Source organism: Providencia sp. JUb39 (assembly GCF_012272845.1).
Taxonomy (GTDB): Bacteria; Pseudomonadota; Gammaproteobacteria; order Enterobacterales; family Enterobacteriaceae; genus Providencia; species Providencia lanzhouensis.
Genome location: NZ_JAAWXD020000001.1, coordinates 3,765,784 through 3,788,837, shown reverse-complemented (window position 1 = coordinate 3,788,837; position 23,054 = coordinate 3,765,784). Strand labels below are relative to the sequence as shown.

Here is a 23,054-nt window from a genome sequence, read left to right as displayed (position 1 = left end):
TTTACATAAGAGTGCGGATAAACTAACAAAAATTATGCTTTGTCGCCAGTCACTCTAGGGGTAAGACAATGAAAATAGTCTTAGGAAAATTAGCATAGATATTCAAATGTTGTTGAACATAACAGGGGATATTGGGCTTTTTATGGAAAGATTTTTTCAGGTGCTTTTTTTTTAATCGAACAATCTGATTGTTCAAGATAAATGTTGCCAGTCGGCATAAGGCAAGTATAATGGCACCGTTTTCCAAGAAACACATCACTTCGTGCCGGAGTGGCGGAATTGGTAGACGCAGTTGATTCAAAATCAACCGCCTTCGGGTGTGCCGGTTCGAGTCCGGCCTTCGGCACCATAAGAACATCAAGAGACGTCAACCGACGTCTTTTTTTGTATCTGAAATCCAGTGTTTGCAAGGCTTTCCCCGCGTTTTCAGTCAATGCATGTCAACTTAACTCAACCCACATCAACCTCCGAGTGAGTATACATCTGAGTATATATACCGCTTCGATAATGAATGTATACTCATTGTGCCTCGAATTACCGATGATAGTGCAATGCAGGCACAGCCTGTGGCGACGTAGGCACATAGTTGGCTATGCAGCTCGAAATCATCAACAGTAATCTGAGATATCTCGTTTATATACTCACTCTGGGGTGTAGAGGATAAAGAATATGGCATTAACCGATACAAAAGTTCGTGCAGCTAAACCTGACGAGAAAGCTTATACACTGACAGATAGTGATGGCTTGTTTCTTTATATTCACCCCAATGGTTCTAAATATTGGCGTTTTCGTTTTCGCTTTGGCGGTAAACAACATTTGATGGCTTTTGGCGTATACCCTGAAATTTCTTTAGCGGATGCAAGAGAAAGAAGGGATGCCGCTAGAAAGCAAGTTGCTTTAGGTATCGATCCTCGTGGACTCAAGAAAGAATTAAAGGAAGAACAACAAAAGGAATTTAATACTTTTGAGAAGGTAGCTCGCGATTGGCACGCGACCAATAAAAAGTGGTCCGAAGGACATAGCCATCGAGTACTAAAAAGTCTTGAAGACAATATCTTTGCGGCTATTGGTAAACGTAATATTGCTGAACTGAAAACTCGTGATCTCCTCGAACCGATTAAAGCCGTAGAGATGTCTGGACGTCTTGAGGTAGCAGCACGTTTACAACAGCGCGTGACTGGCATTATGCGTTATGCCGTACAAAGCGGTTTAATCTACTATAACCCAGCACAAGATATGGCTGGCGCAGTTGCGACAGGTAAACGAGTCCATAGAGCCGCATTAGAGCTTAAACGCTTACCTGAATTCTTACAACGCATCGATGATTATAAGGGAAGACCTTTAACTAAACTTGCAGTCAAACTTACCTTGTTAGTTTTTATACGTTCTAGTGAACTGCGCTTTGCTCGTTGGGATGAAATTGATTTTGAAAATGCCATGTGGACGATCCCCGCTGAACGCGAAGCGATAGAAGGAGTTAAACACTCACATCGCGGATCAAAAATGCGTACTCCTCATTTAGTCCCTTTAAGCCGACAAGCTATTGAGATCTTAAAACAGATCTATCAATTCAGCGGCAACCATGAGCTGATTTTTATTGGCGATCATAACCCTAGAAAACCTATGAGTGAAAACACGGTTAATAACGCATTACGTGTAATGGGTTATGACACTAAGACAGAAGTGTGTGGACATGGTTTCAGAACAATGGCCTGTAGTTCGTTGATTGAGTCAGGGCTATGGTCGAAGGATGCGGTAGAAAGGCAGATGAGCCACCAAGAACGTAACTCAGTTAGAGCTGCTTATATTCATAAAGCAGAGCATATTGAGGAACGGCGACTGATGGTGCAGTGGTGGGCGGATTATCTGGATGCGAATAGGGAAGGGCATGTGGGGGCATTTGGGTTTGGAAAGTGAGAATTTACTGGTCTAAATAAATTATCATAGTAAATATCATATTGTTTATTCTATAAAAAATCTTAGCTAAGATTTGAAATGATATAATTATAGAACAAATCCAAATTTAACCTGAGAGGCTAAAAATTGCATTAAAGTTAGAGAGATCCTGTGATCAGCTCTAAACCAAAGTGTTATGAAAAAGAGAAACCTAACTCTGGTATTTTGCCAGAGTTATTCATAGATCACATAAGATCTTTGTTACTCCACTTCCAGTCTGCTTTTTTTACTTCACCTAATTTATAAAATTCGCTGACTAACTCAATATAATGCTCAAAATCACGATTGATTGAGATAAGACGATTACACAGCTCCCAATCCACATTTTCTTTTTCGGTAGCTTGAATTAAGATTTGAGTATTCGCGATATCGTCTTTATCGAGTAAGATCACGCCAATACTGTGGGCCGCACAAAGCATTCTGAGCTCTTTAAGCGTATCTTCTCCGGTCACTTCTGCTGCGACTAAATAGCCTAAATTCGCCCATGATGAGTTAGATATTGTCTGAAAGAACACTTCTCTGACATTACTCATATTAATTCTTTTTTTGACTTCAAAAGACCATAAGCGTGTTCTGGGTTCACTGTATTCATTCACGCATGCTTTTAATTTTGCTTGCCAATGCTGGCCTTTATCTTCTAAGCCAACTAAGTCAGGATGCAACCATTTATTGCCGTTTTTACCTTGTGTATTTTGGCTTTTCTTTTCATTAATCCGTAATGAATAGACATTCATGTTGCTCTCTAGCCATTCATTAAGCAAAGGATAAAGGTCATGCTCACTCCAATCATTGGGACTAGCTGTCGCATCTACGATTTCGCTTAGCGCGATTTCCTCATCATCGGTCATATCGCTATAGAAATATTTTCGTGGACGCTCGATTGTGGTTTTTATTTTGACAGTTTTGTTCTTTTTTGGCGTTAACCATTTTGGCGTTTGCGCACCTATTTCAGCTGCATATTGTTTCACTGCATCATCTAAGGTCGATAATGCTTGGCTTTTATTCACTTTATCCATCGCCCAATCAGGATCTTGTTTTACTAAATTCTCAGCAATATCACGCGCAGTATATTGTTTACCTTGATTTTGTTTGAGAAAGGCCAGCGTTTTGTCATAAAGTGAACGTGTTTTATTTATACTCACCATTAAAGTCCTTCTAAGCCATCAATAAACGTATCGAAAAAGGTTTTCAATTTCTGATTAACATGCTCAAAGATTTTTTTACGTTGTAATATCTTAGGTTGATTGATTAATGCTTCAGACATTTCCTCTGTACGAGGAAAGCGACCTTCAAAGAGATATTTTTCTATCATACGACGAATAACATTCGGTTTGAGTGACTCACGTTCACACATTTCATCAATGGCTTTTTGTTTTTCTGTATCTAAATAAGCTTGGAAAATTTGCTGAATATCATCATCTTGTTTTAAACGTGATAAATCATTTTCAATAAATTGTTGGATCAATGCTTGCTTACTGCGTAAACGCGTATCACCACTAACAATATCGAGGACTTGTTTTTTGCGCTCTGCTTTTTTATCTTCAGGCATATCGCGCATTTCACCTAACAACCGTAAAATATAACCAACATTAATATCATCACGATGAATAAGGCTCAATTCAAAATCAATTTCAGTAAGGGGTGACGGTGAGTCTGTTCCTTCTTGCTGGTTTCGGCGTACGCTGTCATAAATATCAAGATATTTACTTTTGAAATCTTCCAACATTTGAGCGGGGACGACTAAATTATCATCGTCATGCTCTACAAACGTATTCATGATATTGCGTAGGCGTAATACATCACGATAGGCTTTAACAAAGGCTTCTTTCTCTTCATCGGTTTGAAGTAAGTCAACCGCAGCTGGATTTTCAGCAATATCCAGTAAGATTTGTAATTTTTCACGATAATCCGTGAGGTATTCATTATAAGGCTGAACAAGTACGATGCTTTTCGCATTCTTATTTGAAAATAAACGAATGGCATCATCGGTATTCTGTTTGAGGTTTCTAAAACAAACAATATTACCTTGGCTTTTTTTCTTATTTAATATGCGGTTAGTGCGAGAGAAGGCCTGAATTAGTCCGTGGTAACGTAAGTTCTTATCAACATATAATGTATTGAGCGGTTTACTATCAAAACCTGTTAGGAACATATTCACGACAAGCAAAATATCAATTTCACGGTTTTTCACACGCTCGGCAATATCAACATAATAGTCTCGAAAACTATCACTGTCTTTTGCGCTTTTATTTGTACTAAAAAGTTGATTATAATCAAGAATAAATGAATCTAAATAATCACGGCTGGATGAAGGTATTTTAGTGTTAGGCAGTACAATATCTTCTTCATCCAGCATATCACTGGCACTTTCTTTATCAATAGGCTCATTAGGGGCATAGGTAAAGATAGTGGCGATTTTTAATGGCCGATAATGTGGATTTTGGCGCAGTAGTTCAGCTTGTTTTATTTTAAACAGTTGGTAATAACGGATGAGTAACTCAACACTGCCAACACAAAAAATAGCCGTAAACTCACGATGTCCCGTTTTAGCATCGTGGCAGGCTAAAATATAATCAGTCACTTGTGATAACCGAGTTTCGCTTTCTAAGACTTCTTTACTCTCTATGGGTTGGGTAAGAATAGCATCACTATCACTTGGGTTAACCTTTCTATTCTCCCCTAAATATTCCACTGAAAAACGCAATACATTTTCATCTCGAATTGCATCAACAATGACATATTTATGAAGACAATCATCAAACAATATTTCTGTCGTTTGCTCAATTCCCATCGTCAGATTGACATTTTCCGCAAATATAGGTGTCCCTGTAAAACCAAATAATTGTGAATTGCGAAAGAATTTTTTAATGTTGCGATGCGTTTCACCAAATTGGCTACGGTGGCACTCATCAAAAATAAAAACGATACGTTTATCTTGTAAGTGCTCAAGTTTGGCAATATGGTTTTCTTTGGTAATGGCGGTATTGAGTTTTTGAATGGTTGTTAAGACTAACTTAGTATCAGTATTGATAAGTTGTTTTACTAAAGAGCGCGTATTATCCGTGGTATCGACGCTATCTTTTTGAAAGGCGTTAAATTCTTTTGCAGTTTGATAGTCCAAATCACGGCGGTCAACAACGAAAATAACTTTATCGACCTCTTCCATCCCCATAATGACCTGACTGGCTTTAAACGAAGTCAGTGTTTTACCCGAGCCAGTCGTATGCCAAATATATCCATTATGAGATGATTCTTTTACTCGTTCAATAATCGCTTCACAGGCATAGAGTTGGTAAGGGCGCATGACCATAAGGCACTTACCCGTTTCATTCAGGATAGTGTAATGGGTGATCATTTTAGCGATATGGCAAGGCTTTAAAAATTCATCGGTAAAGGCGTGCAAATGAGTAATAAGATTATTGTCTTTATCCGCCCAGAAAAAGGTTTGCTCAAAATCTAACGTTTTATTATTAGCGTAGTATTTTGTATTAACGCCATTACTAATAATAAAGATTTGGGTAAAGAGATAAAGCCCACTACCAACCCAGAAGGCATCACGGTGATAACGGTCAATTTGATGAAAGGCTTCTTTTAATTCTAACCCGCGACGTTTTAATTCGATTTGAACTAGAGGCAATCCATTAATTAGGATTGTGACATCAAAACGTGTTTTACGGGTTTGCTGTTCGGCATTATATTGTCGAACTTGGTTGGTGACTTGAAACTCATTACAGCACCAATCTTCTTGATTAATAAAGCGTATCCATTTTTGAGTGCCATCATCTCGCGATAAGGTGTAATAGTCACGTAGCACTTTAGCACGTTCAAAAACAGTATTTCCTGCGGTGAGATGCAGATAAACACGTTCAAATTCACCGTCTGTTAATGGTAAATGTTGAAGTTTATTATGTATTTCAATTTGTTGACGAAGGTTGTTTTTCATTGACGCTTCATCGTGTACATCAACCCAGTTATAATGCAAATCAGTGGTTAAATGTTGAATTAAATCTTGTTCTAACTCAAATTCACTCTGTGTTTTTTGCATATGAGGGTTTCCTTTCTTTTTATTCAATTGATATCAATAGGGTAAAGATAGTGAATTTTACTTAACAGTCATCACTAAACAAACATTTTCTGTAATAAACCTTGTTTCCATTGTTTTAATTTTTCGAGGTTATTATTTTCAATTGTTATTTTATCGTCGATAGAGGATAGAAAATCAGCAATTTTTTGTTGTTCATTTTCACAAGGTAGAAGAATTTCAATTTTTTCTATTGTTTTTTTTGAAAGGCTAGGTACACCGGAGGCTTCATTGTATTCTTTCCAGTTAATCGTTAAAAATAACTGATAGACAAACATAGGTAGCGCTTCTTTGAATGAATGGGTATAAAAAAGGGTATCAACAGTCCAGATTTTTCCTTTATTATAAAATGGTTTATCAATAGTTCCTTTTCTACCAATGCATACAGTCTCACCATCATGTAAGAAGTTATCTACCATAGTCATTAAACCACCAGTACCAAAAACAGGAATGTTTCCAGTATTAAGGTGTTTATAATCACGACCACTACCAATTGTTAATATATTTCCTATATAGGACTTATTCCATTTTGGAAAATTATTACCCTTATCATCTTTAAATCGAATTTTTTGGCTAAACAGCTTTTGGATCATTCCTTTTTTATACTGCTGTAATAGCTCGATTTTTCGGCTTTGTAGCATAATTTTTTTATCTACTGATAGTAGAAACTGAGCCATTTTTTTTTGTTCTTGATAGGCTGGGATAAAAATATTTAATGAATTTAGAATCTGTAAATTAATATTTTTTTGTGCATTTTGCGTAGCTAAAGACTCTAGTTCATCTTTTTTGAGGAGTAGTGAGTACATTAACCAGATGTTATTTGCAACAAACTCTTTAGCCTCGATACCAACAAGGCTATCTGGGCATGCCATCTGATATTTTAGTATTGCGACATCACCTATATTTGCGGCAATAGTAATCATAATTGTTCCGACCGGAAAAACTTTACTAACTTTTAAACCTAATTCATTTAAGGTTTGTGAATATTGCTCAACATAAATACTACTTTTGACTATATCACTTGTTTGAATAAAAGGGATATTCCCCCCGAAATATCTAGGGTCATTACGAGGTCTAACTGAAAATTTTCCTCGTGCTAAATTAGCTAAATCACTTAACGGGCATTCAATCCAGTTATCGCTATATTCATTAAATCTTAATTTGGGCGTATTTTGGATCATGATTGAACGTCTTTTAATGAAGTAAATGGAGATATGATTTTTAACTCGTTACAAAATTTAGCTATTTCCTTATCTACACTGATCATTTCTGATTCAAGAGTAATGATCTCTTTAGCAATAGCATTAATATCAATATCGTCTTCAGCTTCAAAAGTATCCACATAACGTGGAATATTCAAATTATAATCGTTATCTTTTATCTCTTTTAAAGGCGCTAAATAGCTAAATTTCTCAATTACTGTTCTATCGGTATAGCAATCAATAATTTTATTAATATGTTCTGTTGATAAAAGATTCTGTGTTTTAACTTTATCAAACTCTTGGCTAGCATCAATAAAGAGGATATGTTCATCATCTTTACGACATTTTTTCAAAACTAAAATGCAGGTAGGAATACTCGTACCGTAGAACAAGTTGGCAGGAAGCCCGATAACGCCATCAATACAATTGAGTTTCTCAATCATATATTTTCGAATATGACCTTCAGCGGCACCGCGAAATAAAACCCCATGTGGCAATACTACTGCCATCGTTCCATCTTCCGCTAAGTGGTAATACATGTGCTGAACAAATGCCATATCAGCTTTCGTTTTTGGGGCTAACTTGCCGTATTGGCTAAAACGTGGATCACTCAGCATCAGACCATCAGCAGGCCAATGTGCAGAAAATGGTGGATTGGCAACAATGGCATCAAAACGTTTATCAAGGTGCTGAGGTTGAGTGAGGGTATTTTCTTGCACTATTTCGAAATCAGCGTAATGCACACCGTGCAATATCATGTTCATTCGTGCCAAGTTATAGGTTGTGCGGTTTAATTCTTGTCCGTAGATTTTACCGACGGATTTAGCTTCTCGCTTCACTCGTAGCAGTAAAGAGCCTGAACCGCACGTTGGATCATAAACATTTTTTAATTTTAGCTTATGAGCGGTGACAATTTTAGCAAGTAACGTAGAAACTGGCTGTGGTGTATAGAACTCGCCCGCTTTTTTACCGGCACCGCTGGCAAATTCACCAATCAGATATTCATAGGCATCGCCAAGGATATCTGTATTGGCGTCGGTTAAGTTAAAACTTAACTCATCCAATTTATTAATAATGCTGGCAATAAGTTCATTTTTTGCGGCTTCAGTATTACCTAGCTTACTTGATGTTAAATCTAAATCTTCAAACAGGTTACTAAAATCATCAACAGAGTCAGAACCGAGTGTGCTTTGCTCAATCCCGCGTAATATCTTACTCAAGTCTTCTAAGATAAAGCCTTGTCCAACGCCTTTCGGGTCAGCTTGAACGCGCTTAGCTAAAGAGTGAAAGAGGGATTCCGGTGGAAGATAATAACCAATTGCTTCAATCGCATCACTTTTAACGGCTTCTAGAATATCGGCATAATCGGGTGAATGAATATCTAGCGAGCTATACGTTAAGCCATCTTGTTTTAAGATGCTGTCGGCGTAGTTAGCAAATTGCTCAGATAAATATTTATAGAAAATAAAGCCCAAGCAATAATCACGAAACTCATCTGCATGCATTTTACCCCGTAAGGAATCTGCAATATCCCATAGTTTACCTTGAAGTTCGCGTAACTGCTGCGCGTCATTTGCCGTTGTCATTTAACTACCTTGGATGATTAAAAAAACACAATATCGTTACGTTATCTTATCATAAAGGTATCGTGTAAGTTCAAATCTTGTAGCTTAAGAGCTGAGGACACTGATACGGAATTATATCAAATAAAATCATAGAGTAAGAGTTATGCTAGTCCCTTTATCTTTCAAAAAAATATTGTCTACGTTATTTATTGGCATGTTCAGTGCTGCAATCAGTCAAATCCTCACTCTCTGATATTAACTTATATTCTACTCAGATATGAGCCTTATACCCTCAATGACAATCACATAGCTACATTCTTAATATGAATGACTTTCGGTAAGTTGATCTATATTAACGATCGGTTTATCTATTTCAATAGCCGGTGACTATTAAAGTGGCTTCATTAATCGTTATATTGATAGGTTTTGCAGATCAATTTTATAACTTCGATCGTTTATAACGATTTTAATTCTAGCTCTCGTTCCTTTATGCTACTTGCGATAGGAAATATCACTATTTAATTAAATCAAGGCAACGCATCATAGAGGAAGTCATTATGTCAGAGCGTTTTGAAGATAGTCCGGAATATGAAGATTGGATTGAAGAAACTGGCGGGCGAGATGAAGAACGCTCAGATTATTACAATAAATGGATGAGAAGAAAACAACGAGAATCTTAATCGTAATGATGTCAATTTTATTAATAGAGTAGAGCCATAAATTTGACTGGCTCTTTTTCTTTGAGTCAGGATTATTACCATGCAAATTGTTTTATTTTTATTATTCATTTTTATTGCTTTACCTATTGCTTTTAAATTTCCCAATTTAATTAAATCACTCTTAAATAGTGTGTTTAATTTCGCTATTTATTTGATTAAAAATCTTCCTGAAATGTTAAATAACAATAATAAAATAAAATAAAAATTAACCTTATGAATTGCTGAGTTAATACCAGAGGAAATCGTATCCTTTAAATAAGGGTATTCTTTTATTTTTCTATTATCTCTATACAAGGATTTTATAATGAAATTGATTAATTATATTCGTACTGTATTGCTTGTGAGTAGTTTTCTATTCTGTAATACAATGACATTTGCCGCTAATTCTCCCATTAAGGTCGATGCGAAAGGTGATAGACTTCGCGCCGGACAAGCTTCTTTTCCTGTATGGCGTTATACCATTACTAGCCTTGATGACAATATTACGTTGCAGTCATTGGTTTTGAATCGCGATAATTGTGTTATTTCAACCAATGATAGGGGACAAAACATGAATGCCAAACTAAAGTTTGATCAGTCCTACACGTTTACTAGTCCAAGTAACTCATCCTACACTAAATGTAAGCCACTTGAATTAATTGTGAATACAGACAAGGGTTCATATACCTTTACATGGTGACAGCGACCAACTAGCCAGTATATGCGTAATTTTTACATCACCAGAGCCACAAACTGATGTAAACCAAAGGGGAAATACCTCGACCTATTTAAATAACATCATCTTGGATAGCTCAATACTCAGGAAAAGTGGACGATATTTATTATCTAAGCTTATTCCTGTTATCAAGATATTTTGAAGGGCATCTAGATAATAGAATAATTCAGTTATTACACTACTGAAATTTTAACGCCCTTTACAATGATTTAATGATCACTTGGCAAGTCAAAAATGTGCTCACTAAGGTTATCAACAATAGTATTTGGTAAACAATTGATGGTAGTGAGCAATTTATCGTTTTGGTACACATCTACTTGAGCTTCGTGTTTTGAATCAAAATAAGAAGAGGAAATGGTATAAATATAGTTGCCATTTCTAAAGTCCATTTCATAGATTTGGGCTGTACCCGTATCTCCTTTTGGATTTAAATAACGCCCTTCTAATTGCTCTGGCTTTCTCGTGATAACGATATCAGGTTTTTGATTGAGTTTGCCGAACTGATAAATATACTGCTCATTCACAAGGCTAATATTAACTTGCTTTTGATTTTTATTGACACATTGGAAGACAGTGACGGTGTGGGTACTTGCTATCGCTATTGGAGAGAGTAACCCTACAGCGAAAAAAGAAAGCAGTGCATTACGAAAAGTTGGCATGATGGTCCTCTAATTATCTTACTTGTGATCCACTCTAAACGTACTAGATTGTAGTTTATTTGAGTCATTATACTGGCACATCCTGCTCCTTCAGTGAAGCATAAAACTTGTCTGCCTGATAGCCTATATTTATTGTAGCGGCACTCATTCTTCATGCTGTCGTTGCACAGTTAATAGTAGGGCATATGAACACGTCAATCATATAGACAACTCTTTATCGTGTACTACAAAATGTCCTCGAAACGTTTCCTATGAATGGGGCTTAATTACAAGCCCCTTATTTTGCGATATGTTCCTTTTAATCAACCTTAATTTTAACTTGGCGCAGCAATGCTGTAGATACCATCCTGACATGTAGGACAGTATTTTGAACCACTGTATTCATTTTGATAAAGCACACAAAACCAGTCTGTTATAGGCACTAAAGGTTTTAACCATCGATAAATACCTCCCTGCATTTCATTTCTGATTTGCTGATTGATAAAACTCAAGCAGTGGATACAACGTTTCTCTGATGATTTATCACTATGCTCAAACCAATAAGTTTCGTCATCGGTTATTAAGCTCAGATTCTCTCCATAATGAAGGCACGTGTATTGTACTAAAGGATCACTAACCGCTGCTCGGACACCGATAGGCTTAAGGTTCGGGGTATTTGCAATATACAGGCGAGGCGTCTCTAATTCCGGTAATGTTGTTGTCATAGCATGGTTACCTTAGTAAGAAATTATCTCTTCTTAACAGGCGCACGAAACCAGACGGAATATCGTCTAATAGGTGGCTAGGTCATGTAGTGAATACTGAAAAGAAGAGAGGATGAGTCAGTGAAAACTAAGCGCGTGATTGTTGAATTCGTGCAGATAGCCATAGTTCCACTTCGCTCTTGAGCCAGCGTGAGCTACGACCTAACTTAATCGGTTTAGGGAATTCACCGTCTTGAATGAGTTTATAGAACCACTTATCGGTTAAGCCTGTTAACTGAGTAATGAATTTCATATCAATAAATTGGTCAGTGAGGAGAGAAGTGGGTGCTGAAGTAGTCGTTGCGTTTGTCATGAGAAAAGCTCCTGCTTGAATTAAATTCAGAAGCGATATCAATTGAAGGAAAGGGATATCACTTGGTGTCATGACATCCGTTCCTCAGTGATTAATTATCGGCTACAACCTACGACTCGGTTTCCATCTTTGTAGGGTTTGCTGTAATCCTTAGCAAGGTAACTAAGCTTATCAACACAGTTTTTATAATCCTTCTCAAAGCTATCAGAGCCTTTATGCAGGTATCGGATAGGATTAATATCGTAGCTACAGACATGAATAATCCCATCATTCAGCATTTCAATTCCTAATGCGCTATGCCATGCCTGATTGATCCTTGAATATAAATTCTTGGTTGTTTCCCCCCACTCGTCATCACATTGAAAACGACCTAATGTGAAGAAGGCATCCTTGTTGAAGAGCAGAACACAGTGATAATGGAGATTCTTATTTTTAGGGCCTATCTCTCTAACCCATAGGCTTTTTAACCCGTTAGGATAGACACGTTGACCCTGCTTACGTTTTTTCAACTCATAAGCTTTTAGCTGGGCTTTTAGAGAATCAAAGAACCGTGATATCACGCGAGAATCTTTCTTACATTCGGTGTGTTGTGGGAACCGAAGATCTATTCTGATAATAAATAATCGAGGATGTTTATCTAAGGCTGTTTTTAAGGTTCGTTCTATCTTCCTACTGATATCTGGATTGATTGTTTTAAGCTTCTTTGTCTTAGTTTCATTATGTGATTTCATGCTTGCCCTATCTCGTTATGTAACAGCATAAAGTCGTAGGGTAAGTACTTTTTTATTGGTGAATGGTAATGACTAGAAGATTAATTGTTGTCTTATGGGTAGGAGTATCTGGTAGATGTCGTTATGTATGTTAGGGATCTATGAATAGGTATATATATTACTATACCAACGCTAGAAAGTAGCTTTAGCCAACTGAGCCATGCCATTATCAAGCCTCTTTTAACTCTGACATTGAAGCATCAGAATGTCGATATAGGATAAAAAGACATTACTGAGAGCATCTACATTACTGATTTCTTTTTGCCCAATTACTGTTGTTGTTTTATTTTATTTGTTTAAAATCATTTCTTTGTATGAAGTGCTGCACTGTATTGTAGGGAATTATCTGGATATGAAGCATTGAAGTACACCATTGCATTCGAAGCTAGAATAGGTGTGCAGGCAAAGGTATCATTGTAGGTAGGGTAGCCATGTAGCTATTTTCACAGAAAACGATTGATGAATTTGAAGTAGGGTAACGATATGGCTAAGCGTGTCACTGTTAACATTACCTCGACAAAAGTACAGAACTATCTTGATAAGCAAGGATCGCGATCCGCTGCAATTAATAAAATTCTTGAAGATACAATTCCAGAAGAGAGCTTAGACTATCAGGATGAGAAGGATGATAATTTTACTAAAATAGGGTCAAAAGAATTATCTAATAACTTGATGCATATTTACTATAAGAACAAAAATCGTCACGATGATAAACATGGTCATACTTGTGAAGAAGAGCTACACATTGATTTAGTTCGACAGGTTATTAAATGCCGAGGGAATGGTTATCTAAGCATACCAATAGAAAAAAAGGGAGAATTCATTAATGCTAAAGATGAATTTAATTTTCTCAATATGTTAAAACGCCATGATTTAGTTCATCAACTTATAAGCGAAAGAGTGAAATTTAGAGCTAAAGGGAATGAAAATACTTATAAATTTTTTGATTTTATCATCCATCTTGTTAATCAGGTTGAAATTAAAGTTATAGAAATAAAATATAATGACGAGCCTTATGTGAAGATCTTTATTGAATTCTTATGGGATATGATATTTGTAGATATAAAAAATAGTTCATTTAGAATTTATGATTACAATAGCATTAATTATTATCGGTATAGTAATTACATGACGAAATTTAATAATGAAGGGAAACCTAAGTTCAGTTTAACTCAAGGGAAATATGGTGGGTACTTTATTGATTTTTTAGATACGGAAAAACCGACTAGTTATTTCATGAGTTTAGTTTCAAAAAGCAGACAAGAGCCTATTCTCTATATCCATACCGATAATATTAAAATAAAAACTAAAGGTATGATTAGAATGGATGAACTGAATGAGAGCGTTCAGAGCTCAGTGTCGCGTTAATTGTATTTATTTTCAAACCTACATTATCTCTTTGTTATTTATCAAGGAGATAATTTATTATGTCAACACCAAACCTCATTTCTAACGTATTAACTAAAACACTGCCTCAATCCCTTTCACATCTACATGCTCAAATCGAAAACAAATTGAATGCCATCATTCACTATTCCCCGACGATTGGTTTAATGGGGAAAACCGGTGTCGGTAAATCCAGCTTATGCAATGCTTTATTTCAAACTAATGTTTCGCCTGTTAGTGATATTCACAGCGGTACACATGAAGCTAAACACTTTGAAATGCAGCTAGGCACACGAACATTAACTTTCGTTGATTTACCGGGTGTCGGTGAAAGTATCGCGAGCAACGATGCTTATCACACGCAATATCAGCAATTATTACCGAAACTCGATTTAATTATCTGGGTATTAAGGGCTGATGAACGTGCGTGGATATCGGATGAATTGGCTTATCAATTTCTAACAGAACAGTGTGGCTATGATAAAACACGGTTCCTTTTTGTTTTAAATCAAGCCGACAAAATTGAACCATGCCGAGAGTGGGATCTTGAACAGCATAGTCCTTCAGATAAACAATATCAGCACTTACAGCAGAAAGTAGATAGGGTTCAGCGTACCTTTTTGCCGGTACATCCCATCATTGCTATGTCAGCGAAAGAGTCATATCAATTGACTCAATTTGTGGAGATCTTAATTGCAGCGTTGCCATCACATGCTAGCAGTAGTGTAGTCAGCCAACTACAAACGACATACCGAACTCAGCCTGTTGAATATATTGCGCGTCAAGGGTTTAACCGAAGTGTGAAGGAAACTATCGACTCCATTATTCATGAACTTCCCTTATCAACACTATTGAAAACGGTATTAGTAAAAGCCAAAGACGTTTTAGTGGATGCAGTGACTTCATTGTGGCGATGGTTATTTTAACGTAACAGATATAGCGCAAAACAACGCTAAATAGACGGTTTTGTTTATATCTTGCTCAATGTGGTTCGACAGGGTGTGTCGTTCCCAAAATGTTTTAGATTGATGGAATTAATATATTGTTAAATCAATATATTAGATGTTTCTATTTCTTGAAAATCTTTTCATTTAATTTTAAATCGCGACATATCCTGTCTGGTGCATTTCTTATACTGAGGCTTGTTTTATATGGCACAGGAGATGAGGGATATGCAGGGTAATGAAGCTCGTCATGACCGCTTAGCGGTTCGGCTATCACTGATTATTAGCCGATTATTGGCAGGGGAAACGTTATCCTTAAAAGCTCTCGCTGATGAATTTGGCGTGTCGGAAAGAACACTTCAACGAGATTTTAATCAGCGATTATCTCATCTTGACCTTATCTCAGATAAAGAGGGATATCGTTTGTCAGGACGTTTAACGGCTTGGCGTCCACCCGATATTTTCACCTTTTTACAGAAAGTAGGGCTATCTCGTTATTTTCCGGGACTAACACGCAAGGCTGTTAATCACTTACTGCATAGTGACATTCATTATCCTTGTTTAGCTTGGCATACATCAATTGAGGTACATCCCACCAGCGCAGAATGTTTTTATCGAATTATTACGGCAATTACGTCAACCGTTGATATTCGCATTCAACAAACAGATAGCGAGTGGTTACAACTGACACCTTATCGCTTAGTGCTTCAAGGCGCACATTGGTATCTCATTGCCTGTTTCACTCAGCGGTTAGTCGTTATTCCTCTGGATAAAATTCAAGCTGTTCATATTACGGAGATTATGAGTTATCGAAGACAGGATATCTGCCAACTATCACAGGAAGATGACTTCATTCGAGGGCTACCTTATTTCGAAAGTTTTCAACGAACAATGACAGGTATTGATTATTAGTACCTGTTTTTCTTTATATTTAATTAATGGAACGTAAACATAATGTTTTCAAAATTACTCAACAAATTAATTGATCATTCAAGAGCCCTAATAATTTTATTGGCTATTGTTGGTATTGGTATCTTGTATAAAGGGTGTAGTGGTGAGGAAACAACTTACTATCGAGTAGGGGAAGTTAAAAGTGTTCAATCTTGTGGGCAGGTAGGCGCAAATAGTTATTTATGTGGTGTCGATATCTATGACACAAGCACTCAGAAATTGCTGGCTAATGAAACCATAGGGCTGAAGTCTAGACCGTATCCCGGGAATATCTTAATAAGTCAGTGCACGTTGAAAGGCTCCAAAATGTCGTGTGCGAATGAATGGGCATATATGCGTTAAGTCACTTCTTTATTTGCCGGTTAATACACCGGATATTTCTAATATAAATTTATGCTCATTTAATAAGCCTGTCGGTCACCCGACAGGCTTATTTGTCTTTATTTAAAGGAAATACATGATGAACTCAACAATATTAGTTAGTGATGACTTTGTACATATTCAAGCCAATAGAGTGGCACTATCAGAAAGGCCGGATTTTTGGCAAACCCACTTTGGCACCGTTAAAGGCTTCGTCACCTTTGAAGTGGTGATTTTCACTATCATGGGCCAATTCTGTGATGAATACACGGGCGGCTATTGGGAATACTGCACGTTACCCAATGGCGGTGCGTTTATTTACCCTGATTTAGAGCATGAAACATTGACGCTATTTAACATGCATAATGGTAATGAAGCGAGTCTCAGCCCTGAAGCGGCTGGTGTCGCTGTCTGTTTGATGTTGTATAGCCAGTGGTCATTTAGAACGGAAAGTGAAGTACTAGTCGAGCGTTTCTATCAGCTACGTGATTACGCCATTCAACATCCTGAAAGTTCAGCTATTTTCCATTTTATCGATTAACTACTCCCTTACTTCATTCTTTTAGTTTTACCTATCTTATTTATTTTCAAGGAAATTTATTATGACTCGTTTAGCTTCCCGCTTTGGTGCGGCGAATAGCATTCGTCGTGACCGTCCACTTACCATCGAAGAACTATTTCGCACTGTACCGAGTGTTTTCTCTGAGGAAAAACATGAGTCCAGAAGTGAGCGATACACTTATATTCCAACCATTACCTTGTTAGACAGCCTGCAAAAAGAAGGTTTTTATCCGTTCTTTGCTTGCCAGACTCGTGTGCGTGATACCAGCCGTCGAGAGCACACCAAGCATATGTTAAGGCTCAGGCGACACGATCAAATCACAGGTATTCAAGTTCCTGAAATTATCCTCTTAAACAGTCATGATGGATCAAGCAGTTATCAGATGTTGCCGGGGCTATTTAGAGCAGTCTGCCAAAATGGTTTAGTTTGCGGCGATACCTTTGGTGAAGTGCGTGTGCCACATAAAGGCGATGTTGTAGGCAAAGTAATTGAAGGGGCTTATGAAGTGCTGGAAACGTTTGATTCTGTTGCTGAAAAGCGTGAACAGATGCAGTCACTATTGTTACCGCCACCAGCACAGCAAGCCTTGGCACAAGCGGCTTTGACGTATCGCTTTGGTGAAGAATATCAACCGATTACCGAAGAACAAGTATTACAGCCTCGTCGTTGGGAAGATAAGAAAGATGATCTGTGGACGGTATATCAACGTTTACAGGAGAATTTAATCAAAGGAGGGCTAACGGGTCGGAACGCTAAAGGCAAGAGGGCTCGCACTCGTTCAGTGAATGGTATCGATGGGGATATTAAATTGAATAAGGCGCTATGGGTGATGACTGAAAAAATGCATGAGTGTTTTCGAATATCTTGATTGGAGTTTTAAGAGACGTGAATTAATATTAGATTATTACTAAATAGTCTATCCTACAAGCTCATTGGGGTAGGCTATTTTTATAAAGGATCAAGATTTTATTTTTATAGGAGCTAGTATGAAGCATTATCAGAAAGTAATTACATTATTTCTAACATCATCTACATTTATATCTTTTTTAGCATTGATGGCTAATTGGTTCTACTTGAATAAAATAGGATGGTTAGATTTATTTTTAAGTTCAATAATATCTATCGAAAATCTTTTTATCGTTGCGTTTTTCCTTGTTATTTCATTCTTTTTAATAGTGCTCATATTTATGTTGCCATCTATTAATATAATTATGTTTTTAAATAAAGATGATGAGTATATATTAAAATATAATGAGGTTAGATTGAATTATGTGAAAATTTTTCTTGTAATAGCAACAGTGGCTAACCTGTTTTTTATGGTTTCGTTATTTTTTAGTAATGACTATTATAGCTTGTATCTCAATTTGTTTTTACTTTTTGTTTTGATTTTTACAGGATTGGCTCTTTATTATAGAGGTCTTAAAAAAATAGTAAGTCAAGATTTATCATTCAAAAAATCATCGAAAGCTAGATGGAAAAAAATAGAAATATATGTGGTAACTCCATCTATGATTTTGTTAATTTTGACTTTTTACTCATTGTCTTTTTATGTGGTAACAAAAGGACTTAAATCTAATGGTGAGAGTGCTTGGATACAAGCAGTATATTTATTTTTTATTTTTGAATTTATTATCGTTAGCTCTGTTATTCCTTGTTTTATCTATTTCAGAGGTATGAATGAAAAAGGTTGGTTTTCAATTATTACTTCTATTTCAGGCTGTTTAGTTTTATTCATTTTCATTATATCAATGCTTGTTCCATCTATTCCTTCTATAATTATAAATGCAACAATGAAATTTTCAGGTATAAAGAATGAAAGCCCGCGTACATATGTTGTGGATAAAAAGGAATACCCTGAGGAATTGTTTGAATTAGACTTATGGAACAAACGGACTATAAAAGATAGTAATAGATTTACTATTGAGGGTGTATCTATGTATTCATTTGGAGAAACTAATTTAGTATGTCCAAAAAATATAGTCATGTCTTATGGAAATAGTTTATCTAATTATTTTTTTGATAAAAAAGAAGATGACAAAGTTAGTAATGAATTAAAGAGACTAGCGGAAAACTGTATTCCATTTGATAAAAAATCTCTTAAAAATATCGGAATGTCAAAAGACTAGTGTTTGATAAACTACGATTAAATCGAAGAGGCATATTTTAGTAAAATACTATTGAAAAGAGGTTGAAGATGCTAGCTACCCAGCTAGCATCGCATTAATAATAAACATATTTTTGTTCGGTGCTAAGCCCTCTTGTACTCAACTGTTTTTTGAATTATTTCCAATACACAGAATAAAGGTGGTATTATGATGATGGTTTATTTAAGGCGGTAATGGATTTAAGTAACTCAGTTTTCAAACCTTAATCCACTGAGTATACATTTAAGTATACAAAAAAATACCTATAAATTTATTAGTATTAAAAACAATGCGTTGATTGTTAAAAGCGAGTCCGGCCTTCGCACCAAAAATCAGACGCTTAGAGCGTCTTTTTTTATGTCTGGAATTCGTGAATTGTTGGTTTTTTCCCTATCTTTTCTCTTTATCTCAGTACATTTCATTTCACCCATATCAGGATCTTTTGTGCTTTCGATGCAGCAGCTGAAAAGCGTGTATATATCACTATGGTGCTGACAGAAAAATAGTGCATTTAGTCGCATAAATAATGGAAAGTTTAATTTAATTATTGCAAATTTAACTTAAGTTTAAAATAATAAATCCTCAGTAATGATGAAGGACGATTATGGAAATAGGATGTTTTTACGGATATAAAAATTTACTTTTATAAGGATTAATATGAGAATTTATAAGAAAATAATTAAGTTAATTTTAAAATCATCTCTATTTGTGTCTTTTTTAGCATTAATAGCTAATTGGTTTTACTTGAATAAAATAGGATGGTTAAGCTTATTTTTGAGTTCAATGGCTTCTAAGGATAGCCTTTTTATTATTGCATTTTTTCTCACTATTTCCTTTTTCTCAATGGCGCTTATATTTTTATTACCATCTATCAATATAATTATGTTTTTAAATAAGGATGATGAGTATATATTGAAATATAATGAAGTTAGAATGAGTTACACAAAAATTTTCTTTATAATAGCGACATTTTCTAACTTGTTTTTTATACTTTCTGTTTTTTTTAATGATGGTCCCTATAGTTTTTATATAAATATATCTTTGATTTTACTTGTGATTTCTTATGGGTGGTATCTCTATGTTAGAGGGGTCAAAAAAATAGTAAGTCAAGATTTATCGTTCAAGCAACCATCTAAGGCCAAATGGAAGGAAATAGAAATATATGTGATAATTCCATTTGTTTTTTTATTAACATTGACTTTGTATTCGTTTTCTTTTTATATGGTAACAAATGGGGTTAAATCAAATGGTGAGAGCGTTTGGATACAAGTATTATATTTATTTTCTGTTTTTGAACTCACTATATTTATTTCTGTTGTTCCTTGTTTTGTCTATTTTAGCGAAGTTAATAAAAAAGGTTGGCTTTCAACTATTATCACCATTTCTCCTGTCTTAATTTTATTTGTTTTTATTATCCCAATATTTGTTCCATCAATTCCTTCCTTAGTTATAAATGCTACAATGAAATTTTCTGGAGTAATGGATGAAAATCCACACGTATATCTTGTGGATGAAAATTCATATCCGGAAAAGCTATTTAATTTAGATTTATGGAATAAACGAATCTTAAATGATAGTAATAAATACACGATTGATGGGGTTTCTATGTATTCATTTGGGGAAACTAATTTAGTGTGCCCCAAAAGTATAATTATACCTTATAAAAATAGTTTATCTAACTATATATATGACAATAAGGAAGATGGAAAGACTAGTGATGAGCTAAAAAAATCAGCACAGAGTTGTATTCCATTTGATAAGAAGGCACTTAAAATTGTGGGATAGTGGAGTTAATATTCAATAAAGATTAAATAAAAATAAAAAATATTTTTATTCAAATAAGGTTGAAAATAAGTTTGATATGCTAGCTTACGACTCGGCTAGCATTCCATTTAATATTATGATTATTATGGACGAAGAATAATACTAAACATATTTTTATCCGATATTAAGCCATCCTCTGGGATGGCTTAAACTAATTTTCCATCGTGTATAAAGTGATCTTAATTTCGCACTTTCTTCCCTTATAAAGGTCTGCATCATAAAATTCGACTTTGAATGGATTTTTTAATCAATGGTAGTTTAATCTTAATAAATTAATAAAAATAATTTATTTCAATACTTTACGAAGTGAAAAATCAGCTAGATATGCAACTATAGGAATTAAAAATACACCATGTATGACATAAGATGTCATAAATATGTGACCAAATACTCTAGTGGTTGAACTTATACTAGAAAATTGATTTGGACTAGCTATATAAATATTGATGTACGAAGTGATTACCGACAGTATGTACGGTAGAACTATGTAAAATAAAAAACGATAGCCATTATTTATCTTATTTTTGATGCATAAAAAGAATAAGGGGGCTATAGATAAAAGGTAAATAGCAAAAATGAGACTCAATAAGGTTTGATGTTGAAATATAGGTACTGTATTCATTGCTTTTGGATATACCCTGAAAAAAAACTCATGAACCATTTCAAGGTAATAAAATAAAATACCTAAAGATAATGAGATATAGGATATTTTAGTAGGCATCTTATATCACTGAAGCCCATGTTTTTTTTCTAATTTACGAAGTAAGAAACTAAAAGTGTAAGCTGTTAGTGGTATTAACCACACACCATAGATTATGTAGGATACTATAAAAATAGCTTCAAACTCACCGTAGCTACTGAGTTTTCTATAAAATTTAACACTGGGAATGTAATTTGTATAGAGCCATGTCATGACAGATAGTAAATATGGCAGCAGTAAAAATGTAATATGTTTATTAATTGTTTTATGGAAGAACAAAAGAATGGACATGAAAATTGCTAAGCCAATAAATACAAACGTTAACATTTCTAAGTTCTGATGGATTAAGACAAAACTATCAACCTGTCGAAAAAACGTAAAAAAAACTTGTTTAACCATTGTTAGGTAGAAAACAAGAATGCCTAAACAAAGCGCTATATAGTTATTGAATCGATTATATTTAATAAGCACCATTTAGTTTCCACCAAGCATTACCAGGAAAATAAAGATCCATGAGTTCTGATTTTAGTGTCCATGGCGTTTTGATACCATTAGCTTCAGGTAGTCGCTCAAAAATTCCTCCGCTGCTTTTTAATGCAACAGATACTCGCTCAGCACAATAGAGTGGGCTGCCTCCCCCCATATCATCAATGATATCCCGTAATCGGTTGGCCTGTTCTCTTGGAACTGTAAATTGAATCACTGATACTTTTGGTCCATCGTATAAATGATAGGCAAGATAGTCATCCCACTCCCACATAGGGTAGGGGAATTGGTCAGATGAACCTCGATGAGTGGGAGCTCCATCTTCACATCCTCGAAGATAACAGCCAGTATAACCACCACCTGGATCATATAATAATGCATTTTCCCCATCATCAATAACTAAGCCAGCATGGCCTAAGCCATCCCTAGCTATCATCACATAGATATTAATTGGATCTTTTATAAATGCTTCGTTGATAGGTGAATTTGAGGTGATCACTGGTACATTATGAGTATTATTAAAAGCATTATGAGCAGTTGGTGACGGTTTAGGAGTTGTTATTAGCTGATTTTGTTCAGTTGCAACGAAAGATCTTGCTTGGGCTGGCTCATCTTCTTTACTGTAGCAATCAGTGATGGAGTTGATCAATCTTGCTTTGCATGGACAGGAGCTAAAGCTATCCAGTGTTCCTGCCATCATTCTACCATTACCCCATACATTGCTAACGCCACCAAGTATGTTGTATGTCCCAGAATGCTTTCCACAGGTAACTAGATCGCCCTGACGTGCAGCGGATCTTCCATGAAATATAAAGGTATTGTCACCGGTTAAAATTTGACCGCCACATGTTGTTTTATCGCCAACTCGTAAAAAATATCCTATAGCCATGTTTATCACCATTCCTTTGGTTAGCTTAAGTCAAATTTGATTGTTGATTATCAATAGGCAATTAACAAGCTATTTTTTATTATTC

The 23,054-nt window shown here is 35.6% G+C and carries 19 protein-coding genes and 1 tRNA gene; 11 read left to right on the top strand and 9 right to left on the bottom strand.

Annotated elements, in window-relative coordinates:
• Positions 1-264: 264 nt before the first annotated feature.
• Both HFU86_RS17520 and HFU86_RS17515 read left to right on the top strand, forming a co-directional pair.
• Positions 265-349, top strand: a tRNA-Leu gene (locus tag HFU86_RS17520).
• Positions 350-669: 320 nt separating this feature from the next.
• Positions 670-1,917, top strand: a complete 1,248-nt coding sequence (locus HFU86_RS17515) for a tyrosine-type recombinase/integrase (protein WP_187129752.1) — start codon at positions 670-672, stop codon at positions 1,915-1,917.
• A gap of 224 nt (positions 1,918-2,141) precedes the next feature.
• Here HFU86_RS17515 and HFU86_RS17510 read toward each other — a convergent pair whose 3' ends face one another.
• From HFU86_RS17510 to HFU86_RS17495, 4 genes are all read right to left on the bottom strand, one after another.
• Entirely contained in the window at positions 2,142-3,101 is a 960-nt protein-coding gene (locus HFU86_RS17510) for an HrgA protein (protein ID WP_187129751.1), read from the bottom strand.
• Positions 3,101-6,001, bottom strand: a complete 2,901-nt coding sequence (locus HFU86_RS17505) for a type I restriction endonuclease subunit R (RefSeq protein ID WP_187129750.1) — start codon at positions 5,999-6,001, stop codon at positions 3,101-3,103. The genes HFU86_RS17510 and HFU86_RS17505 overlap by 1 nt, the downstream gene beginning before the upstream one ends.
• A gap of 74 nt (positions 6,002-6,075) precedes the next feature.
• On the bottom strand, positions 6,076-7,218 hold the full coding sequence (locus HFU86_RS17500) for a restriction endonuclease subunit S (protein WP_187129749.1): 1,143 nt from the start codon (positions 7,216-7,218) through the stop codon (positions 6,076-6,078).
• Positions 7,215-8,825, bottom strand: coding sequence for a type I restriction-modification system subunit M (locus HFU86_RS17495; protein WP_187129748.1), 1,611 nt, complete (start codon positions 8,823-8,825; stop codon positions 7,215-7,217). Before HFU86_RS17495 ends, HFU86_RS17500 begins: the two co-directional genes overlap by 4 nt.
• Before the next feature lie 536 nt (positions 8,826-9,361).
• Between HFU86_RS17495 and HFU86_RS19835 the strand changes: the two genes are divergently transcribed.
• Together HFU86_RS19835 and HFU86_RS17490 are read left to right on the top strand one after the other, a co-directional pair.
• Positions 9,362-9,484 (top strand): hypothetical protein, encoded by a 123-nt coding sequence (locus tag HFU86_RS19835; RefSeq protein ID WP_255426005.1) that lies wholly within the window; start codon positions 9,362-9,364, stop codon positions 9,482-9,484.
• A 343-nt stretch (positions 9,485-9,827) separates the two neighbouring features.
• Positions 9,828-10,202, top strand: a complete 375-nt coding sequence (locus HFU86_RS17490; RefSeq protein ID WP_187129747.1) for a hypothetical protein — start codon at positions 9,828-9,830, stop codon at positions 10,200-10,202.
• 245 nt (positions 10,203-10,447) lie between these two features.
• On the opposite strand, the gene HFU86_RS17485 is transcribed toward HFU86_RS17490, so the two are convergent.
• The 4 genes from HFU86_RS17485 to HFU86_RS17470 all read right to left on the bottom strand — a co-directional run bounded on the left by HFU86_RS17485 (position 10,448) and on the right by HFU86_RS17470 (position 12,684).
• On the bottom strand, positions 10,448-10,897 hold the full coding sequence (locus HFU86_RS17485) for a hypothetical protein (protein ID WP_187129746.1): 450 nt from the start codon (positions 10,895-10,897) through the stop codon (positions 10,448-10,450).
• Positions 10,898-11,211: 314 nt separating this feature from the next.
• Positions 11,212-11,601 (bottom strand): putative zinc ribbon protein, encoded by a 390-nt coding sequence (locus tag HFU86_RS17480; RefSeq protein WP_187129745.1) that lies wholly within the window; start codon positions 11,599-11,601, stop codon positions 11,212-11,214.
• Positions 11,602-11,728: 127 nt separating this feature from the next.
• On the bottom strand, positions 11,729-11,953 hold the full coding sequence (locus tag HFU86_RS17475; RefSeq protein ID WP_187129744.1) for a helix-turn-helix transcriptional regulator: 225 nt from the start codon (positions 11,951-11,953) through the stop codon (positions 11,729-11,731).
• 95 nt (positions 11,954-12,048) lie between these two features.
• Entirely contained in the window at positions 12,049-12,684 is a 636-nt protein-coding gene (locus HFU86_RS17470; RefSeq protein WP_187129743.1) for an inovirus Gp2 family protein, read from the bottom strand.
• A 522-nt stretch (positions 12,685-13,206) separates the two neighbouring features.
• Between HFU86_RS17470 and HFU86_RS17465 the strand changes: the two genes are divergently transcribed.
• The 7 genes from HFU86_RS17465 to HFU86_RS17435 all read left to right on the top strand — a co-directional run bounded on the left by HFU86_RS17465 (position 13,207) and on the right by HFU86_RS17435 (position 20,855).
• The gene (locus HFU86_RS17465) at positions 13,207-14,091 is read left to right on the top strand and encodes a hypothetical protein (protein WP_187129742.1); all 885 of its coding nucleotides are present in this window, start codon (positions 13,207-13,209) and stop codon (positions 14,089-14,091) included.
• A 59-nt stretch (positions 14,092-14,150) separates the two neighbouring features.
• On the top strand, positions 14,151-15,035 hold the full coding sequence (locus HFU86_RS17460; protein WP_187129741.1) for a GTPase family protein: 885 nt from the start codon (positions 14,151-14,153) through the stop codon (positions 15,033-15,035).
• Between the two features lie 225 nt (positions 15,036-15,260).
• On the top strand, positions 15,261-15,965 hold the full coding sequence (locus HFU86_RS17455) for a helix-turn-helix transcriptional regulator (protein WP_112308073.1): 705 nt from the start codon (positions 15,261-15,263) through the stop codon (positions 15,963-15,965).
• 499 nt (positions 15,966-16,464) lie between these two features.
• Positions 16,465-16,905: an antirestriction protein gene (locus HFU86_RS17450; RefSeq protein WP_442959173.1), complete on the top strand. Its 441-nt coding sequence runs from the start codon at positions 16,465-16,467 to the stop codon at positions 16,903-16,905.
• Between the two features lie 61 nt (positions 16,906-16,966).
• Positions 16,967-17,794, top strand: coding sequence for a DUF932 domain-containing protein (locus HFU86_RS17445; protein ID WP_187129740.1), 828 nt, complete (start codon positions 16,967-16,969; stop codon positions 17,792-17,794).
• Positions 17,795-17,912: 118 nt separating this feature from the next.
• Entirely contained in the window at positions 17,913-19,052 is a 1,140-nt protein-coding gene (locus HFU86_RS17440) for a hypothetical protein (RefSeq protein WP_187129739.1), read from the top strand.
• Between the two features lie 675 nt (positions 19,053-19,727).
• The gene (locus tag HFU86_RS17435) at positions 19,728-20,855 is read left to right on the top strand and encodes a hypothetical protein (protein WP_132496410.1); all 1,128 of its coding nucleotides are present in this window, start codon (positions 19,728-19,730) and stop codon (positions 20,853-20,855) included.
• Between the two features lie 1,199 nt (positions 20,856-22,054).
• Here HFU86_RS17435 and HFU86_RS20225 read toward each other — a convergent pair.
• Positions 22,055-22,969, bottom strand: a complete 915-nt coding sequence (locus HFU86_RS20225; RefSeq protein WP_321146860.1) for a PAAR domain-containing protein — start codon at positions 22,967-22,969, stop codon at positions 22,055-22,057.
• Positions 22,970-23,054: the final 85 nt, after the last annotated feature.